Source organism: Nocardia sp. Tas62D01 (genome assembly GCF_055232035.1).
In genome coordinates, this window is the sequence record NZ_JBUYUZ010000001.1 from 559,859 (window position 1) to 577,362 (window position 17,504).

The 17,504-nt window shown below is 68.3% G+C and carries 15 protein-coding genes; 4 read left to right on the top strand and 11 right to left on the bottom strand.

Annotated elements, in window-relative coordinates; genetic code table 11:
* Positions 1-23 precede the first annotated feature (23 nt).
* The 11 genes from ftsW to ACV7NQ_RS02885 form a co-directional block, all read right to left on the bottom strand.
* Complete coding sequence (ftsW, locus tag ACV7NQ_RS02835) at positions 24-1,508, bottom strand: putative lipid II flippase FtsW (RefSeq protein WP_463358163.1); 1,485 nt, start codon at positions 1,506-1,508, stop codon at positions 24-26.
* Positions 1,505-2,935, bottom strand: a complete 1,431-nt coding sequence (gene murD, locus ACV7NQ_RS02840) for a UDP-N-acetylmuramoyl-L-alanine--D-glutamate ligase (RefSeq protein ID WP_463365513.1) — start codon at positions 2,933-2,935, stop codon at positions 1,505-1,507. Before murD ends, ftsW begins: the two co-directional genes overlap by 4 nt.
* Positions 2,936-2,984: 49 nt before the next feature.
* Positions 2,985-4,061 carry a phospho-N-acetylmuramoyl-pentapeptide-transferase gene (gene mraY, locus ACV7NQ_RS02845; protein WP_463358164.1) on the bottom strand — a complete coding sequence of 359 codons (1,077 nt, stop codon included), beginning with the start codon at positions 4,059-4,061 and terminating at the stop codon, positions 2,985-2,987.
* Between the two features lie 67 nt (positions 4,062-4,128).
* On the bottom strand, positions 4,129-5,643 hold the full coding sequence (locus ACV7NQ_RS02850) for a UDP-N-acetylmuramoyl-tripeptide--D-alanyl-D-alanine ligase (protein WP_463358165.1): 1,515 nt from the start codon (positions 5,641-5,643) through the stop codon (positions 4,129-4,131).
* Positions 5,640-7,277, bottom strand: coding sequence for a UDP-N-acetylmuramoyl-L-alanyl-D-glutamate--2,6-diaminopimelate ligase (locus ACV7NQ_RS02855; RefSeq protein ID WP_463358166.1), 1,638 nt, complete (start codon positions 7,275-7,277; stop codon positions 5,640-5,642). The genes ACV7NQ_RS02850 and ACV7NQ_RS02855 overlap by 4 nt, the downstream gene beginning before the upstream one ends.
* 130 nt (positions 7,278-7,407) lie before the next feature.
* Entirely contained in the window at positions 7,408-9,225 is a 1,818-nt protein-coding gene (locus ACV7NQ_RS02860) for a peptidoglycan D,D-transpeptidase FtsI family protein (protein WP_463358167.1), read from the bottom strand.
* Between the two features lie 74 nt (positions 9,226-9,299).
* On the bottom strand, positions 9,300-10,184 hold the full coding sequence (gene ftsL / locus ACV7NQ_RS02865) for a cell division protein FtsL (RefSeq protein ID WP_463358168.1): 885 nt from the start codon (positions 10,182-10,184) through the stop codon (positions 9,300-9,302).
* Positions 10,181-11,158, bottom strand: coding sequence for a 16S rRNA (cytosine(1402)-N(4))-methyltransferase RsmH (rsmH, locus tag ACV7NQ_RS02870; RefSeq protein WP_463358169.1), 978 nt, complete (start codon positions 11,156-11,158; stop codon positions 10,181-10,183). The genes ftsL and rsmH overlap by 4 nt, the downstream gene beginning before the upstream one ends.
* Before the next feature lie 179 nt (positions 11,159-11,337).
* Positions 11,338-11,769: a division/cell wall cluster transcriptional repressor MraZ gene (gene mraZ, locus ACV7NQ_RS02875; protein WP_463358170.1), complete on the bottom strand. Its 432-nt coding sequence runs from the start codon at positions 11,767-11,769 to the stop codon at positions 11,338-11,340.
* Positions 11,770-12,190: 421 nt separating this feature from the next.
* On the bottom strand, positions 12,191-12,613 hold the full coding sequence (locus tag ACV7NQ_RS02880; RefSeq protein WP_463358171.1) for a DUF3040 domain-containing protein: 423 nt from the start codon (positions 12,611-12,613) through the stop codon (positions 12,191-12,193).
* Between the two features lie 125 nt (positions 12,614-12,738).
* Positions 12,739-13,179, bottom strand: coding sequence for an SAV_6107 family HEPN domain-containing protein (locus ACV7NQ_RS02885; protein ID WP_463358172.1), 441 nt, complete (start codon positions 13,177-13,179; stop codon positions 12,739-12,741).
* A gap of 159 nt (positions 13,180-13,338) precedes the next feature.
* Between ACV7NQ_RS02885 and ACV7NQ_RS02890 the strand changes: the two genes are divergently transcribed.
* The 4 genes from ACV7NQ_RS02890 (at position 13,339) to ACV7NQ_RS02905 (ending at position 17,465) form a co-directional block, all read left to right on the top strand.
* Positions 13,339-13,950 (top strand): GNAT family N-acetyltransferase, encoded by a 612-nt coding sequence (locus tag ACV7NQ_RS02890; RefSeq protein WP_463358173.1) that lies wholly within the window; start codon positions 13,339-13,341, stop codon positions 13,948-13,950.
* Between the two features lie 43 nt (positions 13,951-13,993).
* The gene (locus tag ACV7NQ_RS02895; RefSeq protein WP_463358174.1) at positions 13,994-15,562 is read left to right on the top strand and encodes a phytoene desaturase family protein; all 1,569 of its coding nucleotides are present in this window, start codon (positions 13,994-13,996) and stop codon (positions 15,560-15,562) included.
* A gap of 317 nt (positions 15,563-15,879) precedes the next feature.
* Positions 15,880-16,671, top strand: coding sequence for a carotenoid biosynthesis protein (locus tag ACV7NQ_RS02900; RefSeq protein ID WP_463358175.1), 792 nt, complete (start codon positions 15,880-15,882; stop codon positions 16,669-16,671).
* A 26-nt stretch (positions 16,672-16,697) separates the two neighbouring features.
* Positions 16,698-17,465 carry an LppM family (lipo)protein gene (locus ACV7NQ_RS02905; RefSeq protein WP_463358176.1) on the top strand — a complete coding sequence of 256 codons (768 nt, stop codon included), beginning with the start codon at positions 16,698-16,700 and terminating at the stop codon, positions 17,463-17,465.
* The last annotated feature ends 39 nt before the right edge of the window (positions 17,466-17,504 follow it).

The window sequence follows — 17,504 nt, forward strand, 5'->3', positions numbered from 1 at the left end:
CCGTCGCTCGCGCCGCAGGTCACTCACCTGGATCTTCCCCGATCTCTCGCATGATTCACCGGATAGCTCGGCTCCCAAGCCCGCGTTGCCCGCAACGAACCCGTGCCCCGACTCTCGGGCGCACGACGCCGGCCCGGATCGGCGCCGAACTGCGGGCGCCGCGCGGGTGGCAGCGCCCGCCTGGCCCGCTCGTCCCGTGCCCGACCAGTGCGGGCCTTCTCGGCGGACTTGGCCGCCTTGGCTGCGGCCGAGCGTGCCCTGGCCGCATCCGCCCGTGCGGGCGAATACACCTCTGGCTTGGGCAGCCGCAGCAGTTTGCTGAACCGGCCGTCCTGTCCGGCGTACAACGCCGAAACGGCCTCCGGCTCGTGCCGGGCCGCGTTGGCGATGATGCCGAACATGAACAGCGTAATCGCCAATGACGAACCGCCCGCCGACACCAGCGGCAGCTGCAGTCCGGTCACCGGCAGCAGGCCGACGACGTAGCCGATATTGATCAGGGCCTGACCGGTGATCCAGGTGGTCGCGGTCGCGGTGAGCAGCCGCAGGAACGGATCGACCGACCGGCTGGCAATGCGCAGTCCGGTATAGACGAACAGCGCGAACAGTCCGAGCACCAGCGCACAACCGAGGAAGCCGAGTTCCTCGCCGATGATGGCGAAGATGAAGTCGTTGTGCGAGTTCGGCAGGTAGCTCCATTTGGCCCGACTCTGACCGAGGCCACGGCCCCAGATCCCGCCGTCGGCCAGCGAGTACAACGCTTGGCGCGCTTGGTAACCGATGCCCTGCGGGTCGTCACCCGGGTTGAAGAAGGCGCGCATCCGGTCGGAGCGGTAGCCCGCGGACAGCGCCAGGATTGCTGCGGCGACGACGCCGGAGACCGCGATCGTGATGAACAGTCGCACCGGCAGCCCGCCGAACCACAGCAGCGCGGCGAGCACGATGCCGAGCGCGATCGTGGTGGACAGGTTCGGCTCCAGCACGACGAGCAGACAGACGAGCAGACCCGCGGGCACCAGCGGAACCAGCAGTTCCTTGAGGTTCGCCCGCTCGACCTGACGCGAGGCCAGCAGATGCGCGCCCCACACCACCAACGTCACCTTGACGATCTCCGAGGGCTGCACCGAGAACAGGCCGAGGCTGAACCAGCGGCGCGAACCCTGCACCTCGTGGCCGATGCCCGGAATCAGTACCAGCACAAGCGCGATCACCGAGATCGCGAACAGCGGGAAAGACCACTCGCGCAGTCGGCGCAACGGAATCCGCAGCGCGAGATAGAACAGCACACAGCCGATGGCCGCGAACATGGCCTGCTGGTTGAACAGCGAATATGCCGATCCACCATCGGCATACGCCTCGACGCTCGACGCGGAGAGCACCATCACCAGGCCGAGCACGGTCAGCAGCGTGGCAATGGTGACAATCAGATGGAACGACGCGAGCGGGCGGGCCAGCCAGGCACCGAATTTCGTGCCGACCTGCCTGCCGCGCTGCGCCGTCTCGGTCATAGCCGCCGCCCGATGTCACCGTCTTCCAGAGCCTGCACCGCCGCGGCAAAACTGCGCCCGCGATGCGTGTAGTCGGCGAACATGTCCAGTGAGGCCGCGGCCGGAGCCAGCAGCACGGTATCGCCGCTGCGGGCGAACCCGGCCGCCGCGCGCACCGCCTGCGCCATCACGGCGTCGGCCCCCTCGGTTCTACCCATCCCTGCATCGTCTCCCGCGCCTACCTCGACGACCGGGACCTCGGGCGCGTGTCGTGCCAATGCGGCCGCGATCACCGGCGCGTCGGACCCGATCAGCACCGCGGCGACCAATCGGTCGACGACCTCCTCGACCAGATCCTCGACCTCGGCGCCCTTCAATTGCCCACCGGCGAGCCAGATCACCTGCGAGTGGGCCAGGATCGATGAGCGCGCGGCGTGCGGGTTGGTGGCCTTGGAGTCATCGACGAATTCGACGCCGTCGAGTTCGCGTACGAATGCGGCGCGGTGTGGTCCGACCTTGTGCTCGATCAGGCCCTCGCGCACGAATTGCGGTGCCACATCGATGGCCCTGGTCAGTGCTGAGGCGGCCAAGGCGTCGGCGACACCGGCGGGGCCCTGCGGGCTGATGTCGCCGACCTCGGCGAGGATCGCGGCCTTGGTGAAGGCGCGGTCGAGCAGCTTGCCGTCGACGACACCGAGTTCACCATCGGCGGGCACCCCGATCCGGAAGCCGACGGTGCGCCGCGCCTTGGACCGCCGTGCGAGCGAAGCGGCCACGGGGTCGTCGAGTCCGACGACACCGACCCGGCCGACCAGAGCCCTGGCCTTCGCGGCGGCATAGGCATCAAGGCCGCCGTGCCAATCCAGGTGATCCTCGGCCACATTCAGCACCACACCGGCCTCCGGCCGCACCGACGGCGCCCAGTGCAACTGGAACGACGACAGTTCGACGGCAAGCACCTGCGGACCGGGGTTGCGCCGCAACGCATCCAGGATCGGCAGCCCGATATTGCCGCACGCCACACTGGCAATGCCCGCCGCGCGCAGGATCGCGTGCACCATCGAGGTGGTGGTGGTCTTGCCGTTGGTACCGGTCACCACCAGCCACTTGCGGACCGGGCCGTAGATCCTGGCCTGATCGACCCACCAGGCGAATTCGACATCGCCCCACACCGGCGTGCCCTCGGCGACGGCCGAAGCCAGCACCGGCGAGTCCGGCCGCCAGCCCGGGCTGGTGATGACCAGCGCGAACCGGCTCCAGTCGGCGGCTTCGAGTTCGGTGCAGGTCGCGATGTCCAGCCCGAGCCCGGCGGCCTCGGCCAACGCGGACGCCCCGCCGTCAGTCACCACCGGGCGCGCGCCGATATCGCGAAGCGGTTCGACCAGCGAGCGACCCGACACACCCCACCCGGCCACCAGAACGTCACGGCCACGCAGGAATTCGAGCATGGGGCCTGGCGACCGCAGGGCCCTCGGAGAATGTTCGACCATTGCTAGTTCACCCGACCGCAGAGAGGTATTCGCTGTAGAACAGCCCGAGTCCGACCGCGGAGGCGATCGCCGCCAGCAACCAGAATCGGATGATCACCGTAGTTTCGGCCCACTTGCTCAGCTCGAAGTGATGATGGAACGGCGCCATCTTGAACAACCGGTTGCGCGTGGTGCGATACACCGCCACCTGCAACACCACCGACAGCGTCTCGGCGACGAACAGCGCGCCGATGACGATCATGAGCAGCTCGGTCCGGGTGGTGATGGACAGTCCGGCCAGCATGCCGCCCAGCGCCAGCGAACCGGTGTCGCCCATGAAGATCTTGGCGGGCGCCGCATTCCACCAGAGGAATCCAACGCACGCGGCCGCGCCGGCGGCGCACACCAACGCCAGGTCCAGCGGGTCACGCACGTTGTAGCAGCCCGCCTCGGGCAGGGTCGAGCAGGCGTTGCGGTACTGCCAGAACGTGATGATCACGTAGGCGCCGAGCACCAGGCTCATCGAACCCGCTGCCAGCCCGTCTAGACCATCGGTGAGGTTCACCGCGTTGGACCAGGACACCACGACGATGCTGACGAACGCGAGGAAGATGATCGCGCCCATCGATACCGTGGCGATGTCGCGGACGTAGGACAGGTGCCTGCTCGCGGGAGTCAGCCCGTTGGCGCCGCGGAATTGCAGCGCGAGCACGCCGAAGATGACCGCGGCGCTGATCTGGCCGATGTATTTGCCCGCGGCCGAGAGCCCGAGGTTGCGCTGCTTGCGCAGCTTGATGAAGTCGTCGAGGAAGCCGACCAGTCCGAGCGCAGTGGTCAGCCCGAGCACGAGCAGGCCCGACGCCGAGGGTCCATCGGCGTCGTAGCCGATACCGATCAGATGCGAACCCAGGTACCCCGCCCACAGGCCGACCAGGATCGCGACACCGCCCATAGTCGGGGTGCCACGCTTGGCCTGATGACTCGCCGGACCGTCGACCCTGATCTCCTGGCCGAAGCCCTGTTTGGCGAAGATCCGAATCAGCAACGGCGTCAACAGGATCGACACCGCCAGCGCGATCCCCGCCGCGAACAGAATCTGTCTCACTACTGCGCCTCGCTAACGCTCGGCGCCGTCGTTCGGCCGATAACCGCTGTGCCGATGGTTCGCTCGCTCACTGCGCTGCCTCCGTGCTACCCCTGCGTTCGCCCGCACGCTCTGTACCGGTGAGGTGTTCGGCGACCTCCCACAGGCCGACCGACTTCGATGCCTTCACCAGCACCACATCGCCCGCCTCCACCTCATCGTCGAGCAGCGCGATGGCCGCGCCGATATCGGGCACGAGAATCGACTCCTCACCCCATGAGCCTTCCATCACCGCTCCCTGATGCATCGCGTGGGAGGGCCTTCCGGTGCCGACCACGATCAGCCGCGAGACGTCCAGGCGCACCGCGAGGCGGCCGATCCGGTCGTGCTCGATCACGGATTCCTCGCCGAGCTCGCCCATTTCGCCGAGCACCGCCCAGGTGCGGCGCGGGGTGTCGGCCGCGCGGGACATGGTGACCAGCGCCTTGAGTGCAGCCCGCACCGAATCCGGATTGGCGTTGTAGGAGTCGTTGACGACGGTGATGCCGTCGGCGGTGGTCCGCACATCCATCCGGCGGGCCGATGCGGCACGCGCGCCGGAGAGTGCCGCGGCGACGGTATCGAGATCGGCACCGCTTTCCAGGGCCACCGCTGCGGCGGCGAGCGCATTGCCGACCTGGTGTTCGCCGTGCACGGCCAGCTGCACCGGGACGCTGCCGGTCGGCGTGTGCAGGGTGAAGCCGGCGCGCGCCGCGTCATCTAGCCGGATATCGGTGGCCCGGACATCGGCCCGCTCGGCCTGCCCGACCGTCACCACGCGGGCGGTCGTGCGGTCGGCCATCGCGGCCACCTGCTGATCGTCGGCATTGAGCACGGCCAGACCGTCGGACGGCAGCGCCTCCACCAGTTCGCCCTTGGTCTCGGCGATCGCCTCGCGGCTGCCGAACTCGCCGAGATGCGCGGTGCCGACATTGAGCACGACGCCGATCCGCGGCGGTGCGACCTGTGCCAGCGCGGCGATGTGACCGGGCCCGCGTGCGGACAGTTCCAGCACCAGGAAGCGGGTGTCGGCGTCGGCGCGCAGCGCGGTCCACGGGTGGCCCAGCTCGTTGTTGAACGATCCGGGCGGTGCCACCACCGGGCCGAGCGGCGCGAGCACGGCGGCGAGCAGATCCTTGGTCGAGGTCTTGCCGGAGGAGCCGGTCACTCCGACAACGGTGAGTCCGCCTGCCGCGCTGAGTCGTTCGACGCTGGCCCGCGCGAGGGCCGCCAAGGCAGCCAGCACCGCGGCGCCGGAACCGTCCGAATCATGGGTCAGCGCAACCGAACTTGCCGGGACGGTGCCCAGGCTCGGTGCGACGACGATGGCGGGCACACCTACCGGCCTGGCCGCAAGCACCGCGACCGCACCCGCGGCGACCGCCGACTTCGCGAAGTCGTGGCCGTCGAAACGCTCGCCAGGAAGGGCGAGGAACAAATCCCCGGAACCGATTCGGCGCGAATCGAATTCGACCGAACCCGTTACCCTCACCTCCGGGTCGGCCGCGTCGTGCAGCGTGCCGCCCACGACGTGGGCGATCTCTCGCAGTGTCATCTCGATCATGAAACCGTCAAGTCCTCCGCGTCCGAACTCTGCGGACTTCGTTGTGCTCGCTGTGTGGTCTGGTCGGATCGGTCGCTGCCAAGGCGCCGCTCCAGTGCCGCCGCGAGCACGTCGCGGTCGTCGAACGGATGCTTCACACCCTGGATCTCCTGCCCTGCTTCGTGGCCCTTGCCCGCGACCAGCACCGCATCACCGGGCCGCGCCCAGTCGACCGCGGCCGCAATGGCCTCGGCCCGGTCGCCGATCTCGCGGATCTCACCGCGCTCGCCCGCCGGAATGTCCTGTGCGCCTGCGCGCATGGCGGCGCGGATGGCCGCCGGGTCCTCGGTGCGGGGATTGTCGTCGGTGATGATCAGCAGGTCGGCGCCGCGTGCCGCGGCCGCGCCCATCAACGGCCGCTTACCCGCATCCCGGTCGCCGCCCGCACCGACGACCACGGCGAGCCGACCAGCGGATTCCGCCGCATCCGTCGCGAGATGTCCACGCAGCGTGGCGATTACCGATTCGATCGCAGCCGGCTTGTGCGCGTAGTCGACAATGGCGAGGAAGTCCTGGCCACGCTCAACCCGCTGCATCCGGCCCGGCACGTCGACCGCGGCGAGCGCGGGCGCGACGACCGCGGGATCGGCGTCCGCCGCCGCGCACACGGCGAGCGCGAGCAGCCCGTTGGCGATGTTGTAGCGGCCCGGAAGCCGCAGGCGCACATCGACATTCACCTCAGGCCCGGTGACGGTGAACTCCTGCTCGCCGCCGTGCGCGGACACCGCGCCCTCGACCTGCCAGTCGGCGGAACCACGGGTGGACACCGTGATCGGGCTCGCGAGTCCGGCGGCCAGCCGGTGTCCCCACTCGTCGTCGACACAGATCACCGCGGTGCGGGCGGCGACCGGCGACTCGGGCTCGAACAGCCTGCGCTTGGCGGCGAAGTAGTCCTCGAAGCCGGCGTGGAAGTCCAGGTGGTCCTGCGACAGGTTGGTGAATGCGCCCACCGCGAAGCGCACGCCGTCGACCCTGCCCAGCGCCAGCGCGTGGCTGGACACCTCCATCACGACCGCGTCGACACCCTGCTCGACCATCAGCGCGAACATCGCGTGCAGCTGCGGGGCCTCGGGCGTGGTCAGCGCGCTCGGCACCCGGCGGCCGCCGATCCTGGTCTCGATGGTGCCGATCAGCGCGGTGGACAGACCCGCGGCGGCCAGCCCTGCCTCCACCAGATACGCGGTGGTGGTCTTGCCTGAGGTGCCGGTGATACCGACGATGCGCAGTTGCTGCGACGGCTTGCCGTAGAGCACGGCCGACAGTTCGCCGAGCACCGCGCGCGGCTGCTCGCGCACCAGCACCGGCACGTTCAGCTCGCCTGCCAGTTCCGCGCCTGCCGCGTCGGTGAACACCGCGATCGCGCCGCGCGCGACGGCATCGCGCGCGAATCGGGCGCCATGTGCCTGGGCGCCGGGCAGCGCGGCGAACAGGTCACCGCGCTGCACCGCGTTCGAGCGTTGCTCGATGCCGGTGACGTGCAGATCCGCCGGAGCGGATCCCAGCACGCTCGCGCCGATCAGCTCCGGCACGGTAGACAGCGGCGTCGACCGCGGGTGGGTCGGCCGGAGCGCATGCTGGCTGAACTGCGCGGGCACAAGGCTCCTCTCGAGAATCGGCACGGACTAGTGGACTGGGACGACGAGTCAGATTACCGAGGTCGGCTCATGGCCGGACAACGCGGCTCACCGATTCAACCTCACGACGCAATTCGACAGCCACACATTCTTATGGAGCCTGCAGAACGAACCGTTTGGCCGGCTCCGGCGAGGGCGGGATGCGGTCACGTTGCAACGCCCAGGAGGCGATGTTGTGGAACAGGGGCGCGGCCGAGCCGCCGCCGCTGCCGTCGGAGCTGCGGATGGGTGCGTCGAGCATCAGGCCGATGACATAGCGCGGGTTGTCCGCGGGCACCATCCCGGCGAAGGTGATATAGAACGACGAGGTCGAATAGCAGCGGCAGCTCGGGTCGACCTTCTGCGCGGTGCCGGTCTTGCCCGCGACCTGATAGCCGTCGACCGCCGCGGGACTGCCGGTACCCATCTGGACGCCCATCGGATCCTTCTGCACCACCGCCTGGAACATGGTGCGCAGCGTTGCCGCGGTCTGCGGGCTCACCACCCGAACCCCGTCAGGCTGCGCTTCCTCGGTGCGGGTGCCGTCGGGCGCGATCTTGGCCTTGACGATCCGGGGCGGGATCCGCATGCCGTCATTGGCGATCGCCTGGTACATCGCGGTCATCTGCAGCGTGGTCATCGAGAGACCCTGGCCGATCGGCAGGTTCGCGAAGGTGCCGCCGGACCATTGGTCCCTGGCCGGCACCTGGCCCGGGCTCTCGCCGGGCAGTCCGACGCCGGTGCGCCGGCCGAGACCGAAGCGGTTCACCATGTCCGCGAACCGGTCCTCACCGACCCGCTGCGCCAGCATCAACGTGCCGACATTGGAGGACTTACCGAAAATTCCGGTGGTGGTGTAGGGCGCTACACCGTGCGGCCACGCGTCGTGCACGGTGACGCCTGCCATCCGGATCTCGCCCGGAACCTGCAGCACCTCATCAGGATTGGTCAACCCGTATTCGATGGACGCGGCCGCGGTCACGATCTTGTTGACCGAGCCGGGCTCGAACGGGTCCTGCACCGCGGGGTTGTTCAAGTCCGCGGAGTTCCAATGATCCGGCCCGAGTACCGGATTGAAGGTATTGTCGTTGGACATCGCAAGCACCTGACCGGATTTGGCGTCGAGCACCACCGCGGACGCCGAGTTGGCGCCGGACATCTCCTTGGCCTGCTGCACCTGCTGCTGCACGTAGTACTGCAGGTCCGAGTCGAGGGTCAGCTCCACCGCGTTGCCGTTCACGGCGGACTGCTTATCGCGAGAGCTGCCGGGGATGACCGCGCCGTCGGAGCCGCGGTCGTAGGTCAGCGACCCGTCGGTCCCTGCCAGCACCGAGTCCATCGATGATTCGAGCCCGATCTGGCCGTGCCCGTCCCAGCCGGTCGCGCCGATGACGTTGGCCGCCAACGAACCACCCGGATAGTCACGCACATCCTGGCGTTCGGCGCCGACCTCAGGGTATAGCGACCTGATGTCGGTGGCGATGCGCGGGTCGACGCTGCGGGCCAGGTACAGGAATGTCTGATCACTGCGCAGCTTCGTCAGCAGATCCGACTCGCTGGGTGCGTCCTTGCCGAGCTTGTCGTGGATGGTCTTCGCGATGGCCCGCAGCCGCTCGTCCGGATCGGGGGCCTTCGCACTCTTGGCTTTGGCGTCCGCGAGATCCTTCCGGACCTGAATTGGTTGGAAGGTCAGCGCTTTCGCGGTGATGGTGAAGGCCAGCGCCTTGCCGTTGCGGTCGGTGATCGAGCCACGGGTGGCCGCCTCGGGCTCACGGGTGGTGCGCTGGCTGGCCGCCTGCGCGGACAGACCGGGCGCGGCAATGCTCTGCAGCCACAGCAATTGCAGCGCGACGACCAGCAGGGCGACCAGCATCACGATCCTGCCGACGCCGAGCCGCAGCCGCAGTGGCCGGTCCGCGGACTTCTTCATAGCGGCGGCTCTGGGTCTGGACGGCTTGGATGGATTCGGCCCGCGTCGCTGTCGCGGCACGGACCTGGTCTGGGTCACTGGTCGCCTCCACCGGGCGCGGCCTGCTCCTGCGGCGTTTCCGGTTGGGGAGCTTGCTCCTGCGGTGATCGAGCCTGTGGCGCTTGGGCTTCCGGCGCGGCGGGCTGTGGCGCTTCGACCGGCGCCTCGGCGGGCAGCGGTACTGCCGAGGTCTGCGCCACCGGAGTCTGGACCGGCGGCACCGGGGCCGGGCTCGTGGCCGCCGGCGCCGCGCTGGCTGGCGTCGGAGCGGCCGTCGAGGTGTGACCTTGGGCGTCGTTGGCCTGTGCCGCGTTCTCCTGACCTGGCGCCGACGGCGGCCGCGAAATCGGCACCGGCACCACCCGCTCACCCTGTGCCAGCACATGTCCCGGCTGCGCAGCGATCGGCTCCGACGGCGCGACATTCAGCGGCGGCACCGGCGGACCCTGTGCGGGACTCGGCTTTCCGATGACCGTCACGACGCCGTCCGGAGCGACCACGATGCGTGCCGGATCCTTGGCCGGGATCATGCCGAGTTCCCGGGCCCGCGCCGCGAGTTCCGGCGCCGAATCGGCGGCCTCGACCTCACGCTGCAGTGCGGCCCGCTCCTCCGAGAGCTTGCGGTTGACCGACCTGGCGTCGCCGAGCTGATAGCTGTCCTCCGCGGCCCGGGTGGTCAGCAGGAGGGTGACCACGAGTCCGCAGCCGAGCATCGCAATGATGGTCGCCACGAAGGGAATTCGCGTCGCCATCACCGATACCCGCCGTTTCGGCAGATCCGGAGTGTCGGAGAGTTGCTCGGCGCGCAGTCGGCGGCGGGCGTAAGCCCGTTGCGCCGCACCGGACTTCACCCGCTCGGCGGCCTGAACCCGGCGGGCGACCCGGCCCGGCGCCTCGACGGTACGCGTCCGAACACTCATGAATTCCCCTCCTGGATTCTCTCTACCGCACGCATCCGCACGGGCGCCGCGCGCGGGTTTTCCTCGATCTCCCGCTCGGTCGCCTTCTCGGCGCCGCGGGTCAGCAGCTTGAATTCCGGTCCCATACCGGGCAATTCGACCGGTAGGTCGACCGGAGTTCGCGAGGTCGTGCGCGGGGCCAGTTCCTGCTTGACCACCCGATCCTCCAGCGACTGATAGGACATCACCACGATCCGCCCACCGACCCGCAGCGAATCGAGCGCCGCGGGCAGTGCGGCCTTCAGCGAATCGAGCTCGTGGTTGACCTCCACCCGCAGCGCCTGGAAGGTCCGTTTGGCCGGGTGCCCGCCAGTCCGCCTGGTCGCCGCCGGGATCGACGCGTAGAGCACCTCGACGAGCTCGGCGCTGGTGGTGAACGGCCGCTGCTGTCGCCTACGCACCACTTCGCTGGCGATCCGGCCCGCAAAGCGTTCTTCCCCGTAGGTTTTCAGCACCCGGGCCAGATCGCCGTGGCTGTAGGTGTTGAGCACGTCGGCGGCGGTGAGGCCGGTGGTCGGGTCCATCCGCATGTCCAGCGGCGCGTCGATGGAGTAGGCGAAGCCGCGCTCGGCCTCGTCGAGCTGCATCGAGGACACACCCAGATCCATCAGGATCGCGCTCACCGAACCGGTGGCTGCCAGGCCCGCTTCCTCCAGTGCGTCGGCGATGCAATCATATCGGGTGTGCACCAGGGTGATTCGGTCTTCGAACGGCCGTAGTCGCTCGGCGGCAAGGGCCAGCGCCGAGGTGTCGCGGTCGAGTCCGACCAGCCGAATCCGCGGATAGGTGCGCAGGAAGTGTTCGGCATGCCCGCCGAGTCCGAGGGTGGCATCGACATAGACCGCGCCTGGCTTGCCCAGCGCCGGTCCTAGGAGTTCGTCGGCGCGCCCGAGCAGAACCGGAACATGACGGGGACCGTGCTGTTCACGGTTCACCTCGACCTCCCGGGATTTTGCCTCGCGTTGTCGCGCACCGCACACGGGTCGCCTTGATACACAGTTGCTTTCGAAATACGAATGCCGCGTGGTCTCTGTCCGAAACACGGCACCTGGCGTCGGGGAAGTACGTCAGGGTCCGCGTCCGGGCAGAGGCCGCGTGGCACTCGTTCGCTTGGTTAGAAGATTCCGCCCAGCGACTCGTCTCTCGCGTCCGCGTAGTCCTCCTCGTGCTCGGCGAGGTAGCACTCCCACGCCTGCTTATCCCATATCTCGAGGAAGTCGACCGATCCGATCACTACGCAATCCCGCGAAAGATTCGCATAGCGACGGTGATCGGCCGACAACACGATCCGGCCCTGTGCGTCCGGATGTTGTTCATCCGTTCCGGCCGCGAGTGCCCGGACGAACGCGCGAGCCTGCGGATTACTTCGAGATGCCGCCGCGGCCCGACGAGCGAGCGCGGTGAACTCATCCTTGGGGTACACGGCAAGGCTGTGGTCCTGCCCCTTCGTGACCATCAACCCTCCCGCCAGATCGTCTCGAAATTTCGCAGGCAACGTGAGTCGCCCCTTGTCGTCCAACCGAGGTGTGTAGGTACCGAGAAACAACCCGATACCTCCCTACTGGACCACCTTGGTTGACGGCTTCAATCCTGTAGCGCGCTCCACATTACCCCACTTTCCCCCACTTTCAATCGAAACTCGAGGTGATCTGGCTCCCCGCTTCCGCGATTCCGCAGATCATCCCAGCTATCACCATGGTGGGGAACTATTTGCGTGTTCGCCCGACACGCGCCGACCGGCTGGACCAGCACCCGACAACAACCAGCAAACGCCCTGGTGCGCCCGCATTAAGGGGGGCGAATGGGGCGGTGTGGGGATCTTTGTGGGGCGATGTGGGGTGGCGGGAAACCAGCCGAAAGATCTGACGCTTCGCCGTCTCGCACACAAGACGGCGACGCCACACCGAATCGGTGCGGCGTCGCCGTCTGATATGTAGATGTCAGGCTGAACGCGGGCTGAGGACGAGCTACTCCTGCTCGAACCTACGCCGGAATCGATCTTCCATGCGCTCGGAGAAACCACCGGACTTGCGCTGACGCCCACGTCCGCTCGATCCGCCGCTCGCGCCACCGGACTGGGCATCGCCCGACCGGCCACCCTTGGCAATGCCCTTCGAACCGCCGAGCAGTAGGAGCACGCCTGCGGCGAACATCACGATGAATCCGATCAGGCTGATGATCGGAAAGTCGCCGAGCTTTACCGGAGCAGCAATGCCGGCGACGAGTAGAAACAAGCCGAGGACGAACAGGGCTGCGGCCTGGAGTCTGCGACGACTCGAGGTCGAGCGAAGGCGTCCGCCGCGGACGGACGAGGCGAACTTCGGATCCTCAGCATAGAGAGCGCTCTCAATCTGTTCGAGCATGCGCTGCTCGTGCTCGGAGAGTGGCACGGTACCTCCCCCGGCACTAGGACTTGGCTGTCGCCTCCGGGTAGGCGACAGACAGCCGACCTTGGCGGCTATCTGTCACCAATGATACGAGTTCGATCAGTGCCGTACCACCTTGTCGCCGATAACTAAGCGGTCATGTCTCCCGTCCAGCCCGGAGCCGGGCGCAATCGAGCCCCCGCATCAATGAGATCTTCCACGTCGTGCAGGAATGCGCCCACCCGCGAATAGAACTCGTCGGCCTCCTGATTGTCGACATCACGATCCAGACCGGCCTCCAGCGCGGCCCGCGTCTCCGAGCGGGCGCTGAAGTAGTCGGCCCACATGACGAACTCGGGCGCCGCCCGCTGCAACAGCACCCAGGCATTGCGCGAACGCGCCCGCGGCGCGGCGTCAGCCCCCGTGAACGCGAGCACCGCGCCCGCGCCGCGCAAAGCCGCCAGGTACGCGGTCCGGAACCGCTCCCGCGGATCCTCCTCGCCCGCCGCTTGCATCAGCAGGCCGTCGGCCTTTTTCAGCAGTTTTCCCGCCCGACCGGGTTGTCCCACATGTTCGATCCGACCAGACATCAGCCGTCCCTCCGCAATCGCGCACCTGGCCCATCGTGTGCGCGGGAGCCGAGTTGTCAGCACCGCGCGGATCGAACAGGTATTCGAACGTTTGAATTGAGATTGAATATAGAGACACCCACCGACAAACTTCCGCGCCAGCGCGGCCCGACGAGAGCCATGACTGCCGTCAAGCCCAATCACGCCCCCGCACCCGTCGTCGTTGATCTCCCGGTCGCGGCCCTGCGCTCCCGGCTGCACGATGCGCTGGCCGTGTATGTCGCGGCGATGGACTATCCGCGCGGCACCGAACAGCACCGCGCGCCGATGTGGACCGAGCACACCACCCGTCCCGACTGGCAGGCGGTCGCCGCCGTCTTGCCCGACGATTCCGGGTGCATCGACCTCCGGTCGGCGCCGATCGTGGCAATCGCCTACGGTTACCGCGGCGCCGCCCACCAGTGGTGGCACCAGCAGGTACACAGCGGGATGCGACGGTCGGGTTGGCCGGAACATTCGGCGCGCGAACTACTCTCGGACTATTTCGAACTCACCGAGTTGCACGTGCACCCGGCCGCCCAAGGCCGAGGCATCGGCGCGACCCTGCTGACCAGGCTGCTGCAGAACCGGTCCGAACGCGCGGTTCTGCTGTCCACGCCGGAGGTCCAGCGCGAGGAAAACCGAGCCTGGCGACTGTACCGCAGCCAGGGATTCACCGACGTGGTCCGGGATTTCGTCTTCGCGGGCGACACCAGGCCGTTCGCGATTCTCGGGCGACGGCTGCCGCTGTGAATGGGTCGAGCGTCTCGGCCGAGGGCACGGTCGTGAGGGTCGCGTGACGGTTCTCGTGATCGGGTCGGGCCACAACGCCCTTGTCGCGGCCTGCTACCTGGCGCGCGCGGGTCGACAGGTCGAGGTGCTCGAGCGCGATGCGGTGCTCGGCGGAGCGGTGTCGACCGTCGAACGTTTCCCAGGGCATCTGGTCGATCGCGGATCGTCCGCGCACATCATGGTGCGCCACACCGGGATCATCGAGGAGCTCGGGCTTTCCCGGTTCGGGTTGCGCTATATCGACTGTGAACCTTGGGGTTTCACACCCGCTGAGCACCGCGGCGGCGCGCCCATCGTGTTTTACCGCGATCTCGACCGGACCTGCGCGTCGATCGGCGCGGCCTGCGGGGCGCGCGATGCCGCAGCGTACCGGCGTTTCGTCGAACTCTGGGGGCCACGCACCGCGCGGGTGATGCGCGCGTTCGGCGGTGCGCCCACTCCCGGCCGGTTGCTGCGTTCGTTCTGGGGGCTGGACGCGCGCGACGGTGGCAGCGCGCTGTCGCGGGAGTTCCTGCAGTCCGGGGACGCCCTGCTGGACAATTTCTTCGACGACGAGCGGCTCAAGGCATCGCTGGCCTGGTTCGGCGCCCAGTCCGGCCCTCCGATGTCGGAGCCGGGCACCGCGCCGATGGTGGGATTCGCTGCCCTCATGCACACCCGGCCGCCGGGTCGCGCAGTCGGCGGCAGTGGCGCGCTGTCGGCGGCGCTCGTCGCCCGGTTGCGCGCTGACGGCGGCACGGTGTCGGCGGGCGACGCGGTCACCGCGCTGCAACGGGCAGGGGACGGCTGGCGGGTGCGCACCGCCTCGGGCCGAAATCTGTACGCGGACACCGTGATCGCGGGCGCGCATGTGCTGACCACGCTGGACCTGTTGCGCGAGGGCGGATTCGATGATGCCGTTATCGACGACTGGCAGCGGCGAATTCGGGTCGGCCCGGGTATCGGCATGGTGGTGCGGCTGGCGACCAGCGCACTGCCCCGCTACCCCGGAGGCTCGACCGACGAATCCGCCCGTGGCCTGCAATTTCTCGTCTCCGATCGGCGTCAGCTGCGATTGGCACACGGCGCCGCCCTCGCCGGGGACCTACCGCCGCGGCCGGTCGTGCTCGCCATGAGCTTCAGCGCTGTGGACCCGACCATCGCTCCGCCCGGCGAGCACCAACTCTCGCTGTGGGCGCAGTGGCATCCGTACGAGTTGGCCGACGGCAGTGACTGGGCCGCGCACGCCGACCGTGAGGCCGACCGCATCATCGCCGAAGTCGACTCCTATGCACCAGGTTTCGCCGAGTCGGTGCTGCGGCGATACGTGCAGACACCCGTGGATCTCGAACGCGAAATGGGCCTGCGCGGCGGCAATGTCATGCATGTCGAGATGTCCCTGGACCAGATGATGCTGTGGCGACCACTGCCGGAATTGTCGGGGCAGCGTGTGCCCGGCGCGCCGGGGCTGTATCTGACCGGGGCATCGACCCATCCAGGCGGCGGGGTGTCCGGCGCCAGCGGACGCAGCGCGGCACAACTCGTCCTGCGCGACCAGCGCCGGAGTCGGTTCCCGTTGCTGCGCAAGCGATGACGGACCACATCGAACCGCAGGCGGTCGGACAAGCCGGGCCGAATATGGAACTGAGCCCGCCGACCGCTGGGCACCGCGGGCCTGAGACGGTAGAGCCCTCCGCGCCGGAATTGGTTCTCGCTGATCAGCAGGCGCCAACAAGCACCACCCCGCGCCCAGACCGAGCCCGCCATGAGCACATGCCTGTGGGCCAGGCCCGACGACGGCCCGCACGCAAACAGGACCGGCAGGCAGCAGCGCCCATTCGACGGCTCGCGATAACAGGATCCGGTGGTGCCCCGACTGGCCGGCGGCCAGCGCGAGGACTGATACCCGTCGTGTTCGCGGTCCTACTGGTCGTCGTGCAGATCTGCTATCCGCTGACCTCGGGGGTCGCCCGTGATCAGGTGACCGTCGTGGTCGTGTTGCTCTCGGCGGCTACGGCGCTGGTCCATGCCGCGGTGACGCGAGGGCCGCGATATGCCGCAGGGTTCCTGGTGACTGTGTCCGGGCTGGGGCTGCTTGCCGAGGTCATCGGTACCGCAACGGGATTCCCGTTCGGTTGTTATGACTACGCGGATGGCAGGCTGGGTCCCGCGCTGGCCGGGGTGCCGTTGGTGGTCGCATCGGCCTGGACCGGAGGGGTGTATCCGGTGTGGGTGGTGGCCGGGCTGCTGTCGCGGCGGGCTGTCTGGCGGATCGGACTCACGGCGGTGGGTGCGGTGGGGTGGGATCTGTCTTTGGATCCGCAGATGGTCGCCGACGGGCAGTGGAGTTGGTGCGACACCGATTCGGGGCTGCCCTGGCTGGCGCAGATTCCCTATACCAACTATCTAGGGTGGTTCGGGGTGGCGTTGGTGATGGCGTTGCTGCTGACGGTGTGGGATCGCGTCACGCACGAAGTGGGGTCGTCGGGTTCGACTGCCGAGTCGGTCGCGGTGCCGGTCGCGGTCTTTCTGTGGACCTGGCTCGGGTCGGCGCTGGCGCATGCGGTGTTCCTGGGCTTGCCCGCTTCGGCCTGCTACGGCGGGATCGGGCTGGGAATTCTCGGGGTACCGCTGGTAGTGCGGCTGGTGCGGTCCCGGAGGGAACACAACGGGGGCGGTTCCGCCCGTCGCGTGGCAATCTGAACCAGTGGCCTGGCACGATGTGAGCCGTGCAGCCGAGTCCTCTCACCACGATACCCGACGCTCCGGTTCTACCGTCGCCGCGCTCGCCCCGCCCAGGGATCCGGATAGCGGCGGCAGTCCTGCTGGCGGCATTGCTGGTTCCCATGCTCGCCGGCTGCCTGCGCGTGCAGGTATCGATGGGTGTGTCCTCCAATGACCGGGTGTCCGGCCGGATCGTGGCCGCGGTCGTCCCGGCGGACCCCAATGACAAGGGCCCGCAGCTGAAGGCGCCCGACTCGCTGGCGGCGAAGGTGCGGGTGGAGCCCTACAGCCAGGACGGGTACGTGGGCAGCAAGGTGTTCTTCGACGACCTCTCATTCGGAGAGGTTTCGCAGCTCGGCGGACTGTCCGAACAGACGCAGGGCATGTTCAACCTGCAGTTCGTGCGCACCGGCGACCTGGTCAGCCTCAATGGCAGGGTGGATCTGAAATCCGTTCCGCCGCACGGCTCGGACGTGCAGTTCTCGGTGGCGTTCCCGGCCCGGGTCGCCAAGACCAACGGCAACCGCGAAGACGATTCGACGGTGTCATGGAAGCTGCCGCCCGGCGATGTGTCCACGCTGCGCGCCGAGGTCAGCTACGCCGACCCGAACACCCGCTCCTTCGCGGGCTGGGCGGGCATCGTCGGCGGCATCACCCTCGCGGTCGCCGCCATCGTCGCCGCGGTGGCGTACATGAACCGCAACCCCGCGCCCCCTGGCGCCCCGGAAGGTTTCTCCTTCAGCAGCCTGTGGCGACCGCGGCAGAATCGCTGAGTTCATGACACGACACCAGCGCGGTCATGCCGGCTGGTG